Source organism: Bacillus sp. WMMC1349 (genome assembly GCF_013155385.1).
Lineage (GTDB): Bacteria > Bacillota > Bacilli > Bacillales > Bacillaceae > Bacillus.
The window spans coordinates 52,784-71,600 of the sequence record NZ_JABJUQ010000001.1 but is presented as its reverse complement, the minus strand read 5'-3'; the positions used below and the strand labels follow the sequence as shown (position 1 = coordinate 71,600).

At 37.2% G+C, this 18,817-nt stretch carries 22 protein-coding genes, 7 tRNA genes and 3 pseudogenes; 28 read left to right on the top strand and 4 right to left on the bottom strand.

The features are described from left to right. The 13 genes and pseudogenes from HOO54_RS00460 to HOO54_RS00400 all read left to right on the top strand — a co-directional run. Positions 1 to 699, top strand: a pseudogene (locus HOO54_RS00460) (outer membrane lipoprotein carrier protein LolA); the annotation flags it as partial. 426 nt (positions 700 to 1,125) lie between these two features. Continuing rightward, positions 1,126 to 2,298 carry an alanine racemase gene (gene alr, locus HOO54_RS00455; RefSeq protein ID WP_172291972.1) on the top strand — a complete coding sequence of 391 codons (1,173 nt, stop codon included), beginning with the start codon at positions 1,126 to 1,128 and terminating at the stop codon, positions 2,296 to 2,298. Positions 2,299 to 2,392: 94 nt separating this feature from the next. After that, positions 2,393 to 2,674, top strand: a complete 282-nt coding sequence (locus HOO54_RS00450) for a CopG family ribbon-helix-helix protein (RefSeq protein WP_172291970.1) — start codon at positions 2,393 to 2,395, stop codon at positions 2,672 to 2,674. A gap of 4 nt (positions 2,675 to 2,678) precedes the next feature. Further along, complete coding sequence (gene ndoA, locus HOO54_RS00445; protein WP_172291968.1) at positions 2,679 to 3,029, top strand: type II toxin-antitoxin system endoribonuclease NdoA; 351 nt, start codon at positions 2,679 to 2,681, stop codon at positions 3,027 to 3,029. Positions 3,030 to 3,148: 119 nt separating this feature from the next. Next, positions 3,149 to 3,961, top strand: coding sequence for an STAS domain-containing protein (locus HOO54_RS00440; RefSeq protein ID WP_309244850.1), 813 nt, complete (start codon positions 3,149 to 3,151; stop codon positions 3,959 to 3,961). A 2-nt stretch (positions 3,962 to 3,963) separates the two neighbouring features. Then, positions 3,964 to 4,329: an STAS domain-containing protein gene (locus HOO54_RS00435; RefSeq protein WP_172291966.1), complete on the top strand. Its 366-nt coding sequence runs from the start codon at positions 3,964 to 3,966 to the stop codon at positions 4,327 to 4,329. Between the two features lie 2 nt (positions 4,330 to 4,331). Next, entirely contained in the window at positions 4,332 to 4,730 is a 399-nt protein-coding gene (locus tag HOO54_RS00430) for an anti-sigma regulatory factor (RefSeq protein ID WP_172291964.1), read from the top strand. A gap of 13 nt (positions 4,731 to 4,743) precedes the next feature. Next, positions 4,744 to 5,751 carry a PP2C family protein-serine/threonine phosphatase gene (locus HOO54_RS00425; protein WP_172291962.1) on the top strand — a complete coding sequence of 336 codons (1,008 nt, stop codon included), beginning with the start codon at positions 4,744 to 4,746 and terminating at the stop codon, positions 5,749 to 5,751. 58 nt (positions 5,752 to 5,809) lie between these two features. Then, positions 5,810 to 6,139, top strand: coding sequence for an anti-sigma factor antagonist (locus tag HOO54_RS00420; RefSeq protein WP_172291960.1), 330 nt, complete (start codon positions 5,810 to 5,812; stop codon positions 6,137 to 6,139). Then, positions 6,136 to 6,618 carry an anti-sigma B factor RsbW gene (gene rsbW, locus HOO54_RS00415; RefSeq protein ID WP_172291958.1) on the top strand — a complete coding sequence of 161 codons (483 nt, stop codon included), beginning with the start codon at positions 6,136 to 6,138 and terminating at the stop codon, positions 6,616 to 6,618. The genes HOO54_RS00420 and rsbW overlap by 4 nt, the downstream gene beginning before the upstream one ends. Next, on the top strand, positions 6,584 to 7,375 hold the full coding sequence (gene sigB / locus HOO54_RS00410; RefSeq protein ID WP_172291986.1) for an RNA polymerase sigma factor SigB: 792 nt from the start codon (positions 6,584 to 6,586) through the stop codon (positions 7,373 to 7,375). Before rsbW ends, sigB begins: the two co-directional genes overlap by 35 nt. Beyond that, positions 7,372 to 7,971 (top strand): PP2C family serine/threonine-protein phosphatase, encoded by a 600-nt coding sequence (locus HOO54_RS00405; protein ID WP_172291956.1) that lies wholly within the window; start codon positions 7,372 to 7,374, stop codon positions 7,969 to 7,971. The genes sigB and HOO54_RS00405 overlap by 4 nt, the downstream gene beginning before the upstream one ends. Positions 7,972 to 8,033: 62 nt before the next feature. Next, positions 8,034 to 10,196, top strand: coding sequence for a Tex family protein (locus HOO54_RS00400; RefSeq protein ID WP_172291954.1), 2,163 nt, complete (start codon positions 8,034 to 8,036; stop codon positions 10,194 to 10,196). A 6-nt stretch (positions 10,197 to 10,202) separates the two neighbouring features. Here the strand turns inward: HOO54_RS00400 and cmpA are convergent, their stop codons facing one another. Then, positions 10,203 to 10,316: a cortex morphogenetic protein CmpA gene (cmpA, locus tag HOO54_RS00395; RefSeq protein WP_172291952.1), complete on the bottom strand. Its 114-nt coding sequence runs from the start codon at positions 10,314 to 10,316 to the stop codon at positions 10,203 to 10,205. 93 nt (positions 10,317 to 10,409) lie between these two features. Here cmpA and HOO54_RS00390 point away from each other — a divergent pair, with 93 nt between their 5' ends. The 8 genes from HOO54_RS00390 (at position 10,410) to HOO54_RS00355 (ending at position 12,048) form a co-directional block, all read left to right on the top strand. Further along, entirely contained in the window at positions 10,410 to 10,871 is a 462-nt protein-coding gene (locus tag HOO54_RS00390; protein WP_172291950.1) for a SprT family protein, read from the top strand. 113 nt (positions 10,872 to 10,984) lie between these two features. Then, positions 10,985 to 11,059 (top strand) — tRNA-Asn (locus tag HOO54_RS00385). A 2-nt stretch (positions 11,060 to 11,061) separates the two neighbouring features. Then, positions 11,062 to 11,152: transfer RNA gene (locus HOO54_RS00380), tRNA-Ser, on the top strand. A gap of 17 nt (positions 11,153 to 11,169) precedes the next feature. Next, positions 11,170 to 11,241 (top strand) — tRNA-Glu (locus HOO54_RS00375). A gap of 14 nt (positions 11,242 to 11,255) precedes the next feature. Further along, positions 11,256 to 11,330, top strand: a tRNA-Gln gene (locus tag HOO54_RS00370). 452 nt (positions 11,331 to 11,782) lie between these two features. Beyond that, a tRNA-Lys gene (locus tag HOO54_RS00365) sits at positions 11,783 to 11,858 on the top strand. An 8-nt stretch (positions 11,859 to 11,866) separates the two neighbouring features. Beyond that, positions 11,867 to 11,948: transfer RNA gene (locus HOO54_RS00360), tRNA-Leu, on the top strand. A gap of 16 nt (positions 11,949 to 11,964) precedes the next feature. Further along, positions 11,965 to 12,048, top strand: a tRNA-Leu gene (locus HOO54_RS00355). An 84-nt stretch (positions 12,049 to 12,132) separates the two neighbouring features. Here HOO54_RS00355 and HOO54_RS00350 read toward each other — a convergent pair. Beyond that, positions 12,133 to 12,696: a site-specific integrase gene (locus HOO54_RS00350; RefSeq protein ID WP_375335793.1), complete on the bottom strand. Its 564-nt coding sequence runs from the start codon at positions 12,694 to 12,696 to the stop codon at positions 12,133 to 12,135. Positions 12,697 to 12,950: 254 nt separating this feature from the next. Next, positions 12,951 to 13,052 (bottom strand): annotated as a pseudogene (locus tag HOO54_RS23925) (hypothetical protein); the annotation flags it as partial. Positions 13,053 to 13,361: 309 nt separating this feature from the next. On the opposite strand from HOO54_RS23925, the gene HOO54_RS00345 reads away from it, so the two are divergent. From HOO54_RS00345 to HOO54_RS00320, 7 genes and pseudogenes are all read left to right on the top strand, one after another. After that, complete coding sequence (locus tag HOO54_RS00345) at positions 13,362 to 13,841, top strand: DUF4944 domain-containing protein (RefSeq protein WP_172291948.1); 480 nt, start codon at positions 13,362 to 13,364, stop codon at positions 13,839 to 13,841. Positions 13,842 to 14,408: 567 nt separating this feature from the next. Beyond that, positions 14,409 to 15,314 carry a S8 family peptidase gene (locus HOO54_RS00340; protein WP_172291946.1) on the top strand — a complete coding sequence of 302 codons (906 nt, stop codon included), beginning with the start codon at positions 14,409 to 14,411 and terminating at the stop codon, positions 15,312 to 15,314. 21 nt (positions 15,315 to 15,335) lie between these two features. Further along, complete coding sequence (locus HOO54_RS00335) at positions 15,336 to 16,187, top strand: SAR2788 family putative toxin (RefSeq protein ID WP_172291944.1); 852 nt, start codon at positions 15,336 to 15,338, stop codon at positions 16,185 to 16,187. An 18-nt stretch (positions 16,188 to 16,205) separates the two neighbouring features. Next, positions 16,206 to 16,559, top strand: coding sequence for a hypothetical protein (locus HOO54_RS00330; protein WP_172291942.1), 354 nt, complete (start codon positions 16,206 to 16,208; stop codon positions 16,557 to 16,559). Between the two features lie 514 nt (positions 16,560 to 17,073). Continuing rightward, a pseudogene (locus HOO54_RS23775) lies at positions 17,074 to 17,337 on the top strand (SAR2788 family putative toxin); the annotation flags it as partial. A 32-nt stretch (positions 17,338 to 17,369) separates the two neighbouring features. Continuing rightward, positions 17,370 to 17,732 (top strand): hypothetical protein, encoded by a 363-nt coding sequence (locus HOO54_RS00325; RefSeq protein WP_172291940.1) that lies wholly within the window; start codon positions 17,370 to 17,372, stop codon positions 17,730 to 17,732. A 233-nt stretch (positions 17,733 to 17,965) separates the two neighbouring features. Continuing rightward, positions 17,966 to 18,349, top strand: coding sequence for a hypothetical protein (locus tag HOO54_RS00320; RefSeq protein WP_172291938.1), 384 nt, complete (start codon positions 17,966 to 17,968; stop codon positions 18,347 to 18,349). A 38-nt stretch (positions 18,350 to 18,387) separates the two neighbouring features. Here HOO54_RS00320 and HOO54_RS00315 read toward each other — a convergent pair whose 3' ends face one another. Continuing rightward, positions 18,388 to 18,738, bottom strand: a complete 351-nt coding sequence (locus HOO54_RS00315) for a lipoprotein (protein WP_172291936.1) — start codon at positions 18,736 to 18,738, stop codon at positions 18,388 to 18,390. Positions 18,739 to 18,817 lie beyond the last annotated feature (79 nt).

Genomic DNA, 18,817 nt, shown 5'->3' with positions numbered 1-18,817 from the left:
TTCCGTTTTCATAGTGATTGGCCTAACAACAGCAGCCAAAGTATACTTATTTGAATCACTTGTAAAGGATATTAAAAATGATGGTGGAAGCTAACTTTTCAACAAAGGATTCAAAGTATTTGTTTGAAACGAAAAACGAACTATCAGCATAATCAAATGTTACCGACACAAGAAATTGTATTTAACAAGAAAAACCTGACCCCTTCATCAGTGAAAGTGATGGATACGGATCGAAAAGCGATGGTCACAGTAGAATTCAAAAGTTTTGAATTTGATAAACCTTTAGATAAAAGCTCGTTTGATGAAAAGAAAAATATGACACTATCGCAAATCGATGTGACGACAAGTGCTGAACCGTCAGAATCCTTTGCGGTGAAAACGCCTCTTGACCTTCCGCAAGGTGTGAAGAAGCTAGAAGAGAAGGAAATGACAACAGATGACGGCAAAAGGATTGTCATCACATATGGCGGCGAAAAAACATTTACATTAATTCAGGAAAAAGCTCGAGTCGCCAAAACATCAGCTTCTGTTTCCATGAGTGGTGAGCCGGTTAACCTCGGATTCACAGTCGGTGTTCTTCAAGAAAAATCACTGTCTTGGACATACGATGGAGTTGACTATCTCCTCTCTTCAGAAGATCTTTCACAAAATGAACTTCTAATGGTTGCCAAAAGTATGCAAGGTCAGTCATCCAAGTAAATATGGCCATTCAGGTGGGGCTGTCCAATCGTCGAAAAATCGACTGATTGGACGCCCTTTTTCACGTTAAGTCATTCGTGGAAATTTCACTGCGATTTGCATTTTTACTAGTTCCCTCTTGATCACTTCGTTTATTGAGGAGTTTACTAGAAAATGATGTTATTAGATTTCGGAATTCGTAAACTGATTGATTTGTTTTGGAATTCCCTATATATATTTTGGCAAAATCAAAAAAATATTCTTCAATCCGACCGCTACTAGACTTTCGCTTCAAAAACCATTTTTACTTTTTTATAATCCGGTGTATGTTTTGAACCATTTCTTCGTAAAATGTGTTTTAAATCGATCTGTACAAAATTTCTTTTTAACAACATTTTTAGTATGATAAAAAGGATGATTTGAAACAATTGAATAGGAAGTGTCAGCATGAGATTAAAACCATTTTACAGAAAAACTTGGGCAGAAATCGATTTGACAGCTTTAAAAGACAATGTGCGTCATATGAAACAGCATATTGGCGAGGATGTTCACCTGATGGCAGTTGTGAAAGCAAATGCTTATGGACATGGAGATGCTCAAGTCGCTAAGGCGGCATTGGCAGAAGGAGCGTCCATTCTTGCTGTAGCTTTCTTAGATGAAGCAATCTCATTAAGAGGACAAGGGATTAAAGCACCGATCCTTGTGCTTGGTGCAGTCCCACCTGAATACGCCCATATTGCAGCCGAATATCGGATTACGGTTACGGCTTATTCAGTGGGCTGGGTAAAAGAATCACTTGGTTTCCTTAGTGATGACGAGACCGCTCTTGATGTCCATCTCAAAATCGATACCGGCATGGGACGGATCGGATGTCGAACAGAAGAAGAAATAAAAGAGATTATGGAGTTGGCCAAAGCGAGTGGTAAAATAAACTGCAGAGGCGTGTTCACCCATTTTGCGACAGCAGATGAAAAGGAGACGGACTATTTCCGTATGCAACTTGAACGGTTTAAAAAACTGATTAAACCTCTCCCGCTTGACCGTTTGATGGTCCATTCATCAAATAGTGCTGCAGGATTGCGGTTCAAGGAACAGCTTTTTAATGCGGTCCGTTTCGGGATCGGTATGTACGGTTTGTCTCCTTCACCAGAAATAAAAGACGAGCTCCCATTTCCATTACAGGAAGTGTTTTCACTGCAAACTGAACTTGCTCATGTCAAAAAAATTGAAAAAGGTGAAAGTGTCAGTTATGGAGCTACATATACGGCAGAGCATGATCAATGGATTGGAACTGTACCTGTCGGGTATGCGGATGGATGGATGCGCAAGCTTGCCGGTAGTGAAGTGCTGATTGACGGCAAACGGCAAAAAATGGCCGGGCGAATTTGCATGGATCAGTTTATGATTGCTCTTGATCAAGAGTATCCTGTTGGCACAAAAGTCACTTTGATTGGAAAACAAAAAGACGAATCGATCTCAGTCGACGAAATAGCAGAAAGACTGCAAACGATTAATTACGAAATTACGTGTATGATAAGTTCTCGTGTCCCCCGTATGTTTTTAGAAAATGAGCGTATAATTGGAGTAAGGAATCCGATTTTACCAAATGATAAAGAATGAGTAGAAAAACAGCTTTGCTTACGAAAAGAATAATGATATGATTAACATGGAATGAATAAAGTAGTATTCGTAAGTTTGGTGGAGGTGTATGTTTTTGTCTGAATCCAGCGCTACAACTGAAATAATGATTCGGTTGCCAGAAGCATTAATATCTGAACTTGATGGTGTTGTCATGCAAGATAACGGAAGTAGGAATGAGCTGATTTATCAAGCTACAAAAATGTACTTGCGCGAACGCAAAAATCGACAAATACGGGAATCGATGAGACGCGGCTATATGGAGATGGCCAAAATCAATTTAAACATCTCTTCTGAGGCGCAATTTGCAGAATTTGAGGCTGAAAACACCGTAGAGCGCTTAGTAAGCGGAGGATAATCATTTGATTGTGAAACGCGGCGATGTTTATTTTGCTGATCTATCTCCTGTTGTTGGCTCAGAACAAGGCGGGGTGCGCCCGGTTTTAGTGATTCAAAACAACATCGGCAATCGCTTCAGCCCAACTGCTATTGTTGCAGCCATAACAGCCCAAATACAGAAAGCAAAATTACCTACCCACGTCGAAATTGATGCGAAACGCTATGGTTTTGAAAGAGATTCCGTTATATTGCTGGAACAGATTCGAACGATCGATAAGCAAAGACTAACGGACAAAATCACTCATCTTGATGATGAGATGATGGAAAAGGTTGATGAAGCCTTACAAATTAGTTTGGCACTTATTGATTTTTAATAAGGGAAAAGAAGTTGCTCACAGAGGAAAGAGCAACTTTTTTTGTGTTCCAAAAAACCCCACGATATAATGGTGATATTGAAGAAAAATTTTATTGTTTTCGTCATAGGGGGATCAATGTGTCGAATGATGTGATTTTAAACTATATCATGGAACACCAAGATGAACTAGCTGAACATTGGGCAGACATTTTAAAAAACCTGGATAATAGGGAATCTTTAAACGATCAGATATATCAAATGATGAGCCGGGATTATCTTGAGCTTTTAATGAATGATTCAAAAATTGAAACTGAAAAAGCGGCCGCTATTGGCAAATTTTCTTCAAAATCGGTCCAAATCGGTGTTTCCTTTAAACTTTTGTCATCTAGTTTATCGGCATTTTGGAAACATCTTTATCATGAAATAGACAACCATACTGAAGATGATCGGTGCAGCGATTTGATTTGGCAAATTGATCAGTTTATTGATCCGATTAACAGCGAGATCCTTCATCAATATGCTGTTTCTTGGGAAAAAACCGTTGCATTGCAAAAAGTTGCTTTACAAGAGCTTTCAGCACCACTCATTCCGGTTTTTGAAAACATATCGGTCATGCCACTTGTCGGGACAATTGATACTGAACGTGCCAAAAAAATGATGGAGAACCTCCTCAACGGAGTAGTGAAACATCGTTCTGAAGTGGTCTTAATCGATATCACAGGTGTACCTGTTGTCGATACAATGGTTGCTCATCACATTATTCAAGCTTCTGAAGCTGTTAGACTTGTTGGCGCAAAATGTCTGCTTGTCGGCATTCGGCCCGAAATTGCACAAACCATTGTCAATCTAGGCATTGATTTAACACAAGTGGTGACAAAAAATACGTTGCAAAGAGGAATTGAAACCGCATTAGAAATGACAAATAGAAAAATTGTTTCGTTGGGGGAATAGTGGTGAGGACACCTAAAGTTCCAATTTTGAAACTTGGTCATTACCTGCTCGTATCTATCCAAGTAGAACTTGATGACCAAACAGCGCTCCAATTTCAAGAAGATTTGCTCAATAAGATCTATGAAACAGGTTCGAGCGGAGTGGTCATCGATCTGACATCAGTAGATATCATCGATTCTTTTATTGCTAAAGTGTTAAGCGATGTGATGACAATGTCAAAACTGCTCGGGGCTAAAATGGTCCTGACAGGTATACAACCATCTGTTGCGGTGACATTAATTGAACTCGGTGTTTCATTAGCAGACATGTCAACAGCAATTGATCTTGAAAAAGGGCTTGAGACATTGCAGCGTGAATTGGGGGAATAGTCATGAAAGACCGGTCCTGTGTAAAGATTTTGACAGAATGGGATATTGTAGCTGCCAGACAACTTGGGCGAAACATTGCCAAAGAACTTGGATTTGGTACAGTAGATCAAGCAAGAATTACGACAGCTATTTCTGAACTGGCCCGAAATATTTACCTATATGCTGGAGAAGGTCAAATATGCATTGAAGAGGTCCAAGAAAAAGCGAAAAAGGGGCTGAATATCATTGCAGAGGATCATGGCCCGGGTATAGCCGACATCCGCAAAGTGATGGAAGATGGCTTTTCAACATCGGGTGGATTAGGGGCCGGTCTTCCAGGAGTAAAGCGTTTAATGGACCAATTTGAATTACATTCAGATGCAGAAAATGGAACGAAGATCAAGGCCGTAAAGTGGCTTTAGTAGGAGGGAACGAATGGAGTTCAAGGAAATGATCACGCAACGTTATCAACAACTACTTAGCCGTTATTTATCTGAATTAACTGAGACATCTTTATATCAAGGACAAAAATTCAGCAGAAAAACAATTGAGCAGCAAGTGCCGCCAGAAGAGATCATCAGTATCCATCGAAAGGTTTTGTCTGAGTTGTATCCAGATTTGCCAATTCAAGTGTTCCACTCGCTTGATTTTTTAATTGAAGTGATGATTGGGTATGGTCTTGCTTATCAAGAACATCAAACATTAAGAGGCATTCAGCAGGAAATCAAATCAGAAATTGAGATTGCTGCAAATGTCCAGCAAACACTGCTTGAGACAACAATACCGAAGGATAAAACGCTCGACATTGGGGCTATAAGTGTCCCGGCAAAGCAAATGAGCGGTGACTACTATCATTTTGTTCGTGATCAGGACTCGATCAATATTGCTATTGCTGATGTGATTGGAAAAGGGATTCCAGCGGCTTTATGTATGTCAATGATCAAATATGCGATGGATTCTTTACCGGACTCTGGCGCACATCCTTCAAAGGTACTGAGAAGCCTAAATCGAGTAGTGGAACAAAATGTTGATGCAAATATGTTTATTACGATGTTTTATGGAAATTATCATCTGCAACATCACCTATTCAAGTTTGCCTCTGCCGGTCATGAACCAGGCTTTTATTACTGCTCTAGCGAACGTAAATTCTACGATTTACTGGCGAAAGGTCTCGTTCTCGGGATTTCATCTGATTATGACTATAAACAATACGAACAAAAGCTACATGTTGGTGATATGATTATTCTTTTTTCTGATGGTGTGACCGAAAGTAGAAAAGATAGCGGGTTTTTGGAACGGTCAGACTTAAAAAAATTAATTGCCTTACATATGTCAGAACCAGCACAACAAATGGTTGAAAACATCTATGAAAGTTTGCTCAAACTGCAAGACTTTAAGCTCCATGATGATTTTACCCTTATTATTTTGAAAAGAAAGGTTTAGAGCTTTTTTTTGAGGGGTATTGAAACAATAGCTAGAATGGAAACCTGAGGTGATACTGTTGAACTTGAAAATCGGTACAAAAGAATATGATCATGTAGTAAAAATGAAAGTAGCAGGAGAAATAGATGTGCAATCCGCTCCGTTATTGCGCGATTCTTTAATGGAATTTGCGGAGGAGGGAAAGTGTCTAGAGGTTTGTCTTGAGGACGTTTCATATATGGACAGTACAGGATTAGGTGTGTTTGTAGGGATTTATAAAACGGTAAACAAAACAGGAGGGTCTTTAGTGCTTAGGAATCTGTCTGACCGTTTACTCCGATTATTTGATATCACAGGTTTAAAAAATATCATCGATATTTTTGGAAAGTCTGAGGGTGAATTATCATGAAGCGAATAGCTGATCACATTGAAATGAAGTCACCTGCTAAACCCGAATATGTAGGAATTATTCGTTTGACACTATCTGGAATAGCAAGTAAAATGGGGTATTCTTACGATGATATTGAAGACTTGAAAATTTCTGTCAGTGAGGCCTGTACAAATGCTGTGCAGCATGCTTATCGAGCAGACAAAAATGGCGAATTTTCCGTGAAATTTGGTATGTTTGAAGATCGTCTAGAAATCACTGTCACTGATCAGGGTCAAAGTTTTGATATTGAAAAAGAACAGAAGAACATCGGTCCATACTCCTCAAAGTATACGGCAGATCAATTAACAGAAGGAGGGCTCGGGTTATATTTAATTGAAACGCTTATGGATGAAGTCAACGTACAAATTGACCCAGGTGTAACTGTATCAATGATTAAGTTCTTAAACAGGGAGCGAGTTGATGATGACACAACCGTCCAAAAATATAAAGCTTACTAAAGATGACGTAGCCCGGCTCATTAAAGAATACCAGAACGACCAGAATGAAAACGCCCAACTGACTCTCGTCCAGCATTATACGAATTTAGTGGAAAAGTTAGCAAATAAATATTCTAAAGGAAAGAACTTCCATGAAGATTTACAACAGGTCGGAATGCTTGGTTTACTCGGTGCGTTGAAACGCTATGATCCTGAGATGGGGAAATCATTCGAAGCCTTTGCCATTCCAACGATTATTGGGGAAATCAAGCGGTTTCTCCGCGACAAAACATGGAGTGTACATGTCCCGAGAAGAATTAAGGAATTAGGACCGAAGATCAAATCGGCGGTTGATCATTTAACCGCAAAAACACAACGATCCCCACGGGTCGATGAAATTGCTGAATTCTTAAATGTAACTGAAGAAGATGTACTAGAAACAATGGAAATGGTAAAAAGCTATCATGCTTTATCTGTCGATCACAGCATTGAAGCAGACACAGATGGGAGTACAGTCACGATCCTTGATATGGTTGGCACCCAAGAACAAGGTTATGAAAAAGTAAATCAAAAGCTGATGCTTGACAGTGTGTTAGATGTCCTGTCAGACCGTGAAAGACAAATACTCGATCTGACTTATATTCAAAACAAAAGTCAAAAAGAAGCCGGCGAACTACTAGGAATATCACAAATGCATGTATCAAGACTTCAGCGCAAAGCTGTAAAACGATTGAGGGAAGCATTAGCGGAAGATCCTTTTATGGAGTTGAAATCATGATCTGGACCGAAGCAAACCGGTATATCCGTGCTCTCGTTTATCAAATACCTAAAGAAGGGAAAAGGATATGCGGAGACAGTTTTTATTTTCATACAACTAATAATGGTATGATATGTAGTGTAGCTGATGGACTTGGGAGCGGTGATCTGGCTCACGAATCTTCTTCAACAATAAGCCAAATGATCGAAAAGTACCGTGATGATGATATCCAAAACTTAATGGAACGCTGTAACCAAGCTATGAAACATAAACGGGGTGCGACCGTAGCTATTTTAAAAGCGGATTTTAAAACAAAGACATTAACCTACACTTCTGTTGGAAATATTCGCTTTATTTTATATCATCCTTCAGATCAATTCTTTTCTCCAATTCCGACCAAAGGATATTTATCAGGAAAACCGCATACTACTAAAAAAACATTCACCTATTCTTATCAACAGGGATCAAAGTTCATGATCTATTCAGATGGACTGTCGGTTCCTGCTCTTCGACATGAACTGAAACATCATTCTCCAGAGACGATTTCACAGAAACTAGAAATGTACACTACACATGGTAATGACGATTTAACCTATATCATTGGGCAGTTTTGTTAAACTGTTCAGTTTGGTATAGGTTTTTGGTACACTTAAGAAAGAACATCTATATGGAGGCTATCATGGATAATTTGGCATTGATCGTCAAGCAAATTGCTAAGGAAACCGGACTGACATCCAAACATGTCGAAAATGTAATTCAGTTGTTAGAAGGCGGAAATACCGTACCGTTTATTGCGAGATATCGTAAAGAACAAACAGGTTCGATGGATGAAGTGCAAATTCAAACAATTTCTGAAAGATGGGGATACATTCAGCATTTGAATCAGCGAAAAGACGAAGTGATTCGCTTAATTGCGGAGCAAGATAAGCTGACAGACGACTTAAAGCTGAAAATTGAAAAAGCGGAAAAACTGCAAGAAATTGAAGACTTATACCGTCCATATAAGCAAAAAAGAAAAACGAAAGCAACAATTGCTAAAAGCAAAGGGCTTGAGCCATTGGCTGACTATATCATCACACTTCCGCAAAACAGGGAAATCTTTGCTGAAGCCCAACAATACATAAATGAAGAAAAAGAAGTTTTCAGTGCTGAAGAAGCACTTGAAGGTGCAAAACATATTCTTGCTGAACGAATCTCTGATGAACCGGAATTTAGAAGATGGATTCGACAGGAAACGTTTAAAAAAGGAACGTTAAAATCGGTAGTCAAAAATATTGAAGCGGATGACAAGAAATTATATGAGATGTATTACGAATATGAAGAACCCATTCTAAAAATTGTCCCTCACCGTGTACTTGCTGTCAATCGTGGTGAAAAAGACGAGATTTTAAAAGTGTCTGTTGAACCGCCTGTGGAACATATTCTCGGTTATTTAGAGAAGCAGATATTAAAACATAAACAAACAACAGCAAAAGACGTTTTGATCAGCGTGATCGAAGATAGCTTTAAACGTCTGATCCAGCCATCGATTGAACGGGAGATTAGAAAAGAGCTGACAGAAAAAGCGGAAGATCAGGCCATTCACATTTTTGCCGAAAATTTACGCAAGCTGTTGCTTCAGCCGCCGATGAAAGGAAAGCTTGTTCTAGGTGTGGATCCAGCATTTCGAACGGGCTGTAAACTGGCAGTTGTTGATGAAACTGGAAAAGTGCTGAAAATTGATGTGATTTATCCACACCCGCCAGTCAATAAGAAACATGCGGCAAGTGAAAAAGTGCAAAATATCATTGAAAAATTCGGTATTGAAGTGATTGCGATCGGAAACGGAACCGCTTCGAGAGAAACGGAACAATTTATTGCCGAATTATTAAAAAAAATTGATCGGCAAGTCTACTATTTAATTGTTAATGAGGCTGGGGCAAGTGTCTATTCTGCTTCAGAGCTGGCAAGGGAAGAGTTTCCCGAGTTACAGGTTGAAGAACGAAGTGCAGTGTCGATTGCGCGGCGCCTTCAAGATCCGTTAGCCGAACTTGTCAAAATCGATCCTAAATCAGTTGGTGTCGGTCAATATCAGCACGATGTCAGCCAAAAAAAATTAAACGACTCTCTGCGATTTGTAGTTGAAATGGTCGTCAACCAAGTCGGTGTCAATGTAAATACAGCCTCAGCTGCACTATTACAATATGTAGCAGGACTATCCAAAGCAGTCGCTACTAACATCGTGAACAAGCGCGAAGAAATTGGGAAATTCACAACTAGGAAAGAACTAAAAAATATCCCGCGGTTAGGTGCAAAAACATATGAACAATGCATCGGGTTTTTACGAGTGCCAGATGGTGACGAAGCGCTTGATAGAACAGGAATCCATCCGGAAAGCTATAAAGAAACAAGAGAGCTCTTAAAGAATCTTGGTCTTTCAACAGATCAAATTGGTTCGTCCGAACTAAAAACAAAAATTAAAGAACTGAATCATACTGAAACCGCTGAACAACTCGGAATAGGCGAAATCACACTAAAGGACATTTGCGGACAGCTAACAAGACCTGAACGTGATCCAAGGGATGAAGTGCCAAAACCCCTCTTGAAAACCGATGTGCTTCAATTGGAAGATTTAAAAGAAGGCATGGAGCTGCAGGGCACTGTACGAAATGTAGTTGATTTTGGTGCATTTGTGGATATTGGAGTCAAGCAAGATGGGCTGGTTCATATTTCTAAACTCAGTCATACCTTTGTCAAACATCCACTTGATGTTGTATCAGTCGGCGATATTGTAACAGTTTGGGTGGAGCATGTAGATACGGCTAAAGGAAGGGTTGCTTTATCAATGATGAAAGAAAAATAGCACTGCTCATAAGCAGTGTTTTTTTCTGTAAAAATACCAACATTGGTTCAACAGTTTAATTTGGTCATGATTTTTTTCATAAAAAGCTTTTTGCATTTGGTTTTTGAGCCAATTTGGCATTGTTTATCCCTCCTGAGGCTCTGATATATTTAAGTTTATGCGGACTAGAAATTGTCCCGTTCGGTTTTTTTCAAAAGAGAGGTGAATTCACTAATGGACGATCAACAACTACAAAAACTGACACAGCAGCTGTCCTTGCAATATTTTCATAAGCCTTTTCAACATAAGGCATACTTTAATCAACGACTTAAAACAACAGGAGGAAGATATTTACTTCATTCCCATCATATCGAGCTCAATAAGAAATATTTAACAGAATATGGTCAAAAAGAACTTGAAGGTATTATTAAACATGAACTTTGTCATTACCATCTTCATTTAGAAGGTAAAGGTTATCAACATCGGGATCAGGATTTTAGAGCCCTCTTAAAGAAAGTCGGAGCGCCGAGATTTTGTACACCATTGCCGACTATGAAAAAAACGACACGAAAAACGAGAACATATGAATGTAAAGAATGTGGCCAATCATTTTTAAGAAAGCGTGCTATGGATATAAATCGCTATGTTTGTGGGAAATGCGGCGGAAAAATAAAAGAAATTGTAAAAAAGGGTTGACGGATACAGCTTGTCTATGATAAATTATAAAAGCCGTCGCAATAATATCATTCAAACAAATTGTCCTTGACACATTTTGTCGCTGAATTTATAATAAAGAAAGTCTGATTTATTCCACAGTAGCTCAGTGGTAGAGCTATCGGCTGTTAACCGATCGGTCGCAGGTTCGAATCCTGCCTGTGGAGCCAATGGAGAAGTACTCAAGTGGCTGAAGAGGCGCCCCTGCTAAGGGTGTAGGTCGTGTAAGCGGCGCGAGGGTTCAAATCCCTCCTTCTCCGCCATAAGAAATGAAACATAAGGCCCGTTGGTCAAGCGGTTAAGACACCGCCCTTTCACGGCGGTAACACGGGTTCGAATCCCGTACGGGTCATTTCATAGATTTGTTGGGCTATAGCCAAGCGGTAAGGCAACGGACTTTGACTCCGTCATGCGTTGGTTCGAATCCAGCTAGCCCAGCCATTTTATTTTTTATTTTGAGCCATTAGCTCAGTTGGTAGAGCACGACCGAATATGCTTCGGAGAATTTGCTTCAGCGTACACATCGAGAGACATCTTGAAAAAGCTTTCTGAGATGTGGACGTCGTTACGTTTAGATTAAATCTAAAGGTGTCATTTAATCTTGAGCCATTAGCTCAGTTGGTAGAGCACGACCGAATACGCTTCGGAGAATTTGCTTCAGTGTACACATCGAGAGACATCTTGAAAAAGCTTTCTGAGATGTGGACGTCGTTACGTTAGGTTAAATCTAAAGGTGTCATTTAATCTTGAGCCATTAGCTCAGTTGGTAGAGCACGACCGAATACGCTTCGGAGAATTTGCTTCAGCGTACACATCGAGAGACATCTTGAAAAAGCTTTCTGAGATGTGGACGTCGTTACGTTAGGTTAAATCTAAAGGTGTCATTTAATCTTGAGCCATTAGCTCAGTTGGTAGAGCATCTGACTTTTAATCAGAGGGTCGAAGGTTCGAGTCCTTCATGGCTCACCATGTTATATGCGGGTGTGGCGGAATTGGCAGACGCGCTAGACTTAGGATCTAGTGTCTTACGACGTGGGGGTTCGAGTCCCTTCACCCGCATTTTAAAATCTTATACGCGGTCGTGGCGGAATGGCAGACGCGCTAGGTTGAGGGCCTAGTGGGTGAATAACCCGTGGAGGTTCAAGTCCTCTCGGCCGCATACTAGTAATCCCAAGGGTTGCCCTTGGGATTTTGTTATTTGTTCGATTATTTTATTTTTTTACTCCACTTTTACTCCAGTTACTTAAAGTAAGTCGTCTAAACGGTCAGCCATTACCCTTTGTTTGTTTGGGAAAAGGTGTCCGTAAACATCAATTGTGGTTTTTATAGAAGCGTGCCCTAAACGTTCTTTTATGGTTGCATAATCTTCCTTCTGATGTATCAGTAAAGCGACATGAGAGTGCCTTAAATCGTGTAATCTGATTGGTTTAATGGAACCTCTCTCACAAATTTTTTTAATACGTCTACTAAATACATCTTTTGAAGGAGGCAGGTCTTTATATTGAAATATATAAATGTTTTCTGAATACTGAATATTAAGTTGTTCGAACAACTTCCTTTGTTTTTCTTTCCATTGATCTAATAGGCTAATTAACTTTGGATTAACACTAATCCTGCGAATAGAGTTTTTTGTTTTTGGTGTCGTAATCTTATATTCACCTTTGTTAAAAGACAATGATTTATAAACATTGATTTCTCTTCTGAATTTATCCAAGTCTGTCCAGTTTAAAGCAAGCATTTCACCGCAACGCATACCTGTTAAGTAACTTGTTGTGTAAAAGGCTTTAAATAAAAATTCTTCTTCGATATCTAATAAATGCTTGAAATGACGGGATTTTGTAATAGATAATAACCTTTTACTGTATTGAGGATCGGTCCAATAGTGAATATCCCCTTAGCTCCTTTGGCAGTGTACCAGAGATACCAAGGGTTCAAGTCCCTCGGTGTATTGTCAGTTATTTTGTTTTTTGTGCCCACATAGTGCCCATTTTTCTAACCCCATTGGGATTTAGTTATTTAATCGATTATTTTATGTTTATACTCCACTTTTACTCGAGTTACTTAAAGTAAGTCGTCTAAACGGTCGGCAGTTTCCCTTTGTTTGTTTGAGAAAAGGTGTCCGTAAACATCAATTGTGGTTTTTATAGAAGCTTGTCCTAATCGTAATTGTTATGTAATTTTAAACCATGTTTTAAAGTTTACTAAATAGGTATTATTGCGGAATGGATTTTTCACGAATAGACATTTTGATTGGAAAGATCCACATGAGTTGACAATCTGCAGATAAATTAGAAAAAATTAAATGATATGTTTATAATAAAAATTATCTGGACATGTTTACACAATCCATAGCTCAAATATTCTTTTAATCGACCTCCTTTAAACTTGTGGAGAGAAAATCTTATTGAAGATGGGATTCATATTGGGGAATCAGAATATTATATTTTTGGAAAAAATATAGGGGTGAAGTTTGTGAAAAAAAGAAAGTGGACCATAATATTGATTCCGATAGTCATTTTAGCTCTCATTTTTGTTGTTTTTTATGCAATCTACGACCAAAAAGATCTTTATAAAGGTACAAGTAAAGATGATAATTGGAGAGTATCAATTGAAAAATCAGAAAAAACATCTATTGGACCGAACTATTTTCTTAATTTATATTGGCAAGGCAGTGAAAATAATAAGAAAAAAATTACGGTTAAAAACATTAAATTGATAGTTGATGGGGAAGTATATGAAGAGAATGGTCCATACAATCTTTCAGAATATACAGGAGAACATTTTAAAGATGGTGGGGAAGAACCTGATCATATTTCAACTTTTAGCTATATGCTAGAAGAAGATATTAAAGATCATCAATTAGAGGTAAAAATAGAGTGGAACGATAAATCAAAAGACAAAACAACTGTCTTTAAATTAGAGCAGAAGAGTTTATTTGACATAACGTTTTAAAGCCAAGAAGTCTATTAATATTTGGTTAAACACAGTGCCCATTTTGTGCCCAAAACAAATACAAAATGGTGAAAAAACATGTAATCAGTAATTTCAAATGCTTGAAATAACGGGGTTTTGTAATAGATAATAAGCTTTTACTGTATTGAGGGCCTAGTGGGTGAATAACCCGTGGAGGTTCAAGTCCTCTCGGCCGCATATTAGTAATCCCAAGGGTTTGAGTGCCCTTGGGATTTTGTGTATACTCAAATTTTCGTTTTGGTCAGTGCCCAAAAATGCCCACTAACTTAAAGTAAGTCGTCTAACTAATCTTTCAGTTCTTTCTGTTTACTGTAATATTCATATTCTATAGACTTGTCATAAAATAGAATTTATATCTGTGTATCTCTTATAAAGTCAAATAAATCGTTCTCTATCTTATACCTTACGTTATCAATCTTCTTATTATTTATCTAAGAAAACGTTTTAAAAAAATAAAAATTTAATATTTACTTTTGAATAAGAATAAAGTAATATTTCCTTGTGCATATAATAACAGGTTGAAGCGGTAAAAAAAGAGGTTGTTAGATGAAAAATGTTATTTTTAATTTGATATTAGTTTTGTTTTTATTACTAGTAGGATGTTCAAATAACTACAAGGAAATTACTCTTTCAAAAAGTGATTGCCAAAAAAATTGGGCACTTTGCTCTATTTCTCCGAATGGAAAAACCAAACTTTATTCTTCTCATGACCCTATAAAGGTAGCATTATTGGATAGCGGGGTTAGCCACTCTCTGCCGATTTTTAAGAAGAGTTCAATAACTACATATGATGCTATAACCAATAAACCTACCACCACGGATTCTTTAGGTCATGGTACAGCCGTAGCTAGTATTATTATGGCTCCCCCAAATAAGCATACAGTTCAAGGAGTAGCCCCCAAAGTAAAATTGTTCGATGTTAAGGTACTTAACGATAAAGGGGGTGGTGATGTTAATGATGTAGTTGATGGAATTAATTGGAGCATTAAGCAGGACGTTGACATAATTAATCTCAGCTTTGGATTTCAAAAAGATGATCATAGATTAAAAAATGCTATTAACAAAGCAATTGAGAACGACATTTTAGTAATTGCTTCTGCTGGCAATACATTGGGTCTTTCAACTGATTATCCAGCAAGATATCAAAATGTTATATCTATTTCTTCTATTGATAAAAAATTAAAGAGAGATCCATTAGCTGCAAAAGGTAAGATAGACTTTGTCGCACCGGGGGTTCAAATTCCTGTTTTTACGCCTAAAGGTGAATTAAAAACCGTTAATGGAACATCTTTTGCAACAGCTTATGTAACTGGTGTGGTATCAAATATCCTATCTGAAAATCCAGAATTTGAAAGGGAAGATGTCTTAAAGGCTTTAAAGAACACAGCAAAAGATTTGGGGAAGAAAGGCCCTGATAAAGAATATGGTTATGGGTTAATTCAATATAACTAGTACATAGGAGGAAAGATTAATTTGAAATATTTCGTTAGCTTTTTGGTAGCCATTTTTGTATTCTATAGCTTAGGGACTGATGTTACTTCAGCTTCAACAACGCAGCTTGAATCCACAAATGAAGAAGTAATTGATAATGAGGAAATAAACTCTGAAACAGAAGAGATATTTGGTGAAACTGTTGATGGAAATAATGTTGAGATAAATTCCGAAATCGATGGTGATAAAGCAACTGTTGAAACTGATATTGCAACAGATGACTTATCTGTTGACGGGGAATTAGAATTAGATTTAGAAACTGGTGACATGGTAGTTACTGCAGAAGCAGAGAATGAATCAGGAGAATTACCACAAAAAGAATTTGAAGTTCAACTACATGAAGTTGATGGGGATGATTTCACTGCTACATTGAAAGATGTCGAAACAGGAGAAGAGTTTGAAGTAAATACTACCCAATTACAAGCATCATGGTATCCAGTGATTATTATTGCTATACATGTAGCTAGATATGGTATAAAATATGCAATGAAAAAATTCGGTAAAACTGCCGTGAAAAAAGCTACTAAAAAATATGGAAAGAAAGCTACTGCGAAAGATTTAAAGAAATTAAAATTTAGAAATGCCGATTTATTTGATGAACATTACAAAAAACACAAGCGTGAATATGGAAATATATCTAAAAGTAAATATTTAAAAAAGGCTCAAGCTCTAGCAGGAACTACAGGAAAACATATACTTACTAAAAAACGCAAAAATGGAGATATTTTAAAGTACAATACAAAAACAAATGATTTTCTTTCAATGACTAAAAATGATGTCATAAAGACATTTTTTAAACCTAAAAGAGGTAAGGCGTATTTTAAAGAACAATAAAAATCAAGAGGTGCTTAAATGAGAAGTTATACTTGTCCTGTTTGTGGTTTTAATGGGTTAGATGAACCACCATATGATGAATACAATATAGGATCATATGATATTTGTCCATGTTGTAATTTTGAGTTTGGTTATAGTGAAGATCATGATGTGAGGTTAGGCTATATTGTCACTCCAGATCATTTAATTGAGGCTGCATTTCAATTGTATCGCAAACAATGGATTGAGGCTGGAATGAAAATTCAAACCCCTGAAAATATTCCAGAGGAATTAAGAAATGGTGATAGCTTAAAACCTGAAGTGTTGTTGAAACAACTGAAAAGCTTGAACCTTAATTTAAATAATTTTGATATCGATGGTTTTAATGAATAATAAAGCAAACCCTAATTTTCACATTAGATAACCCTGTAGGAAGTTTTTCTATGTAGGGGCTCGTTTTAGCTTTCATTGATTTAAAAAAGGTTGGCGATTTGGATTTAGAAAGGTTCTTATTGTCAGCCTTCTCAACAGAACAATAAAGTGAAATTTCAACGGTCTGAAAAGCCTATACTTGCTTCTTGCAACTACTTATCCAATAAAAAACTTACTCCATTTTTACTCCATAAATAATGAAAAACAAACAAATTGTGAGTAATGTAAAGAAAAGAGTGCAATGAAAACAAGCTTTTGTAACAGATAATAAGTTTTCAATTTATTGAGGGCCTAGTGGGTGAATAACCCGTGGAGGTTCAAGTCCTCTCGGCCGCATACTAGTAATCCCAAGGGTTTGAGTGCCCTTGGGATTTTGTGTATACTCAAATTTTCGTTTTGGTCAGTGCCCAAAAATGCCCACTAACTTAAAGTAAGTCGTCTAACTAATCTTTCAGTTCTTTCTTTTTACTGTGATACTCACAAAAAAGAACTTGGTAATATTTCTAAATCTCAATATTTGAAAGCACGAACTTTTTTAGGAAAAGCCACTAGCAAAACAGTGCTTACAAAAAGAAGTAAGAAAAAATTTAATGGTAAATACCGATACTATAAATATAATAAAAAGACCAATGAATTCTTATCAGTCGAACGACAAGAAGGTAGGGATGTAATTATGACTTATTTCAAGCCAAAACACCCAAATAAACAAAAGGGTTATGATTATTATAAGAACCAATAAATAAAAAAAGTGAGAGAAAAGAGGGATTAATTGTGGGGAATAAACTTTATAGATGTATAGTGTGCGGGTATAAAGGGTTAACAGAAAATCTTTTGTATAAGGGTGAGTACCAACAAACTTTTGATGTTTGTCCATGTTGTGATTTTGAGTTTGGCTACAGTGAAGATCATGATGTGAGATTAGGCTATATTGTCACTCCAGATCATTTAATCGAGGCTGCATTTCAATTGTATCGCAAACAATGGATTGAGGATGGAATGAAAATTCCAACCCCTGAAGATATTCCAGAGGAATTAAGAAATGGTGATAGCTTAAAACCTGAAGTGTTGTTGAAACAACTGAAAAGCTTGAACCTTGATTTAAATAATTTTGATATCGATGGTTTTAATGAATAATAAAGCAAACTTTGTCACACTAGATATCTTGTAGGAAGTATTCCATGTAGAGCTTATTTTAGCTTCTATTAATTAAAAAAAGGTTGACGATTTGGACTGATTTAGAAAGGTTCTTATTGTCAGCCTTCTCGGGTTAGGGTACTGAGAACCTAGCCGAAAGAACTCCACAAAAACACCAAAGTTCCAATGTTTTAAATGATAAGAAGGCATTAAATAGGCAACCTCAAAACTTATTGAAGACAGATCAACAAAACAATTTATCCAAAAAACAAGGAAATAATGATGAAAAGATAACAGATGAGAATCCGAGTTCTAATATTGATACGACTAAAGAGAATAATAATTCGAGATATTCGCCTGTATTACAGGATATAAAAAGTGAAACTGACCAACCTGACCTAAAAGAATTTGGTGAAAGAATTCAGTTGAATGATTCACAGAATAGGGTTGAAGATCAGAGCAATACTGCTGTTGCTGTACAAAAGAAACAAGATGGTGATCAAGTAAGAAAAGCACCAAATGTAGAAGGTAACATAATGGAAACTGAAAGTACAAACCGATTTTTCACAGGAGATCATAAGGGATTAAAAAGTAAAGCAGGCAAACGCCTGCTTTAAATTTGATAAAAAAACTGAGTTTTTCCCCGACTTTTCATTTATTCTTTACTTGGTGATAACGTCAAGTCTCCATATTCATCTTTAATAGCTTTAGTAGTCGCTTTGAAGTTATACTCATCGCCATCTTGTTCAATTTCAAATACAAGGGGCTTTTCCCCATCTTCCTCTAAACTAATTTCATCTTTGTTGATTTTATAGGTAAACCCTTTAGAAAGACTCCCCAACTTGATAGTAAATTTATTTTTACTGAATTCAGCTGTAAATGATTCGCCATTTGTAGAAACCACATTCCACTTTTTAGATTGCAAGTCATCTGCTGTGTTTTTACCGCAAGCACTTAATCCCAAAACTGCTGTGACTATTAATAAAACATAAATGATTTTTCGCATCTTCTTCTCCTTTTTTCATGAACTGGCCGTTTTAAAAGTAAACTCTTTTTTCTTAAAATGAAATTATTTATCAAAAAAA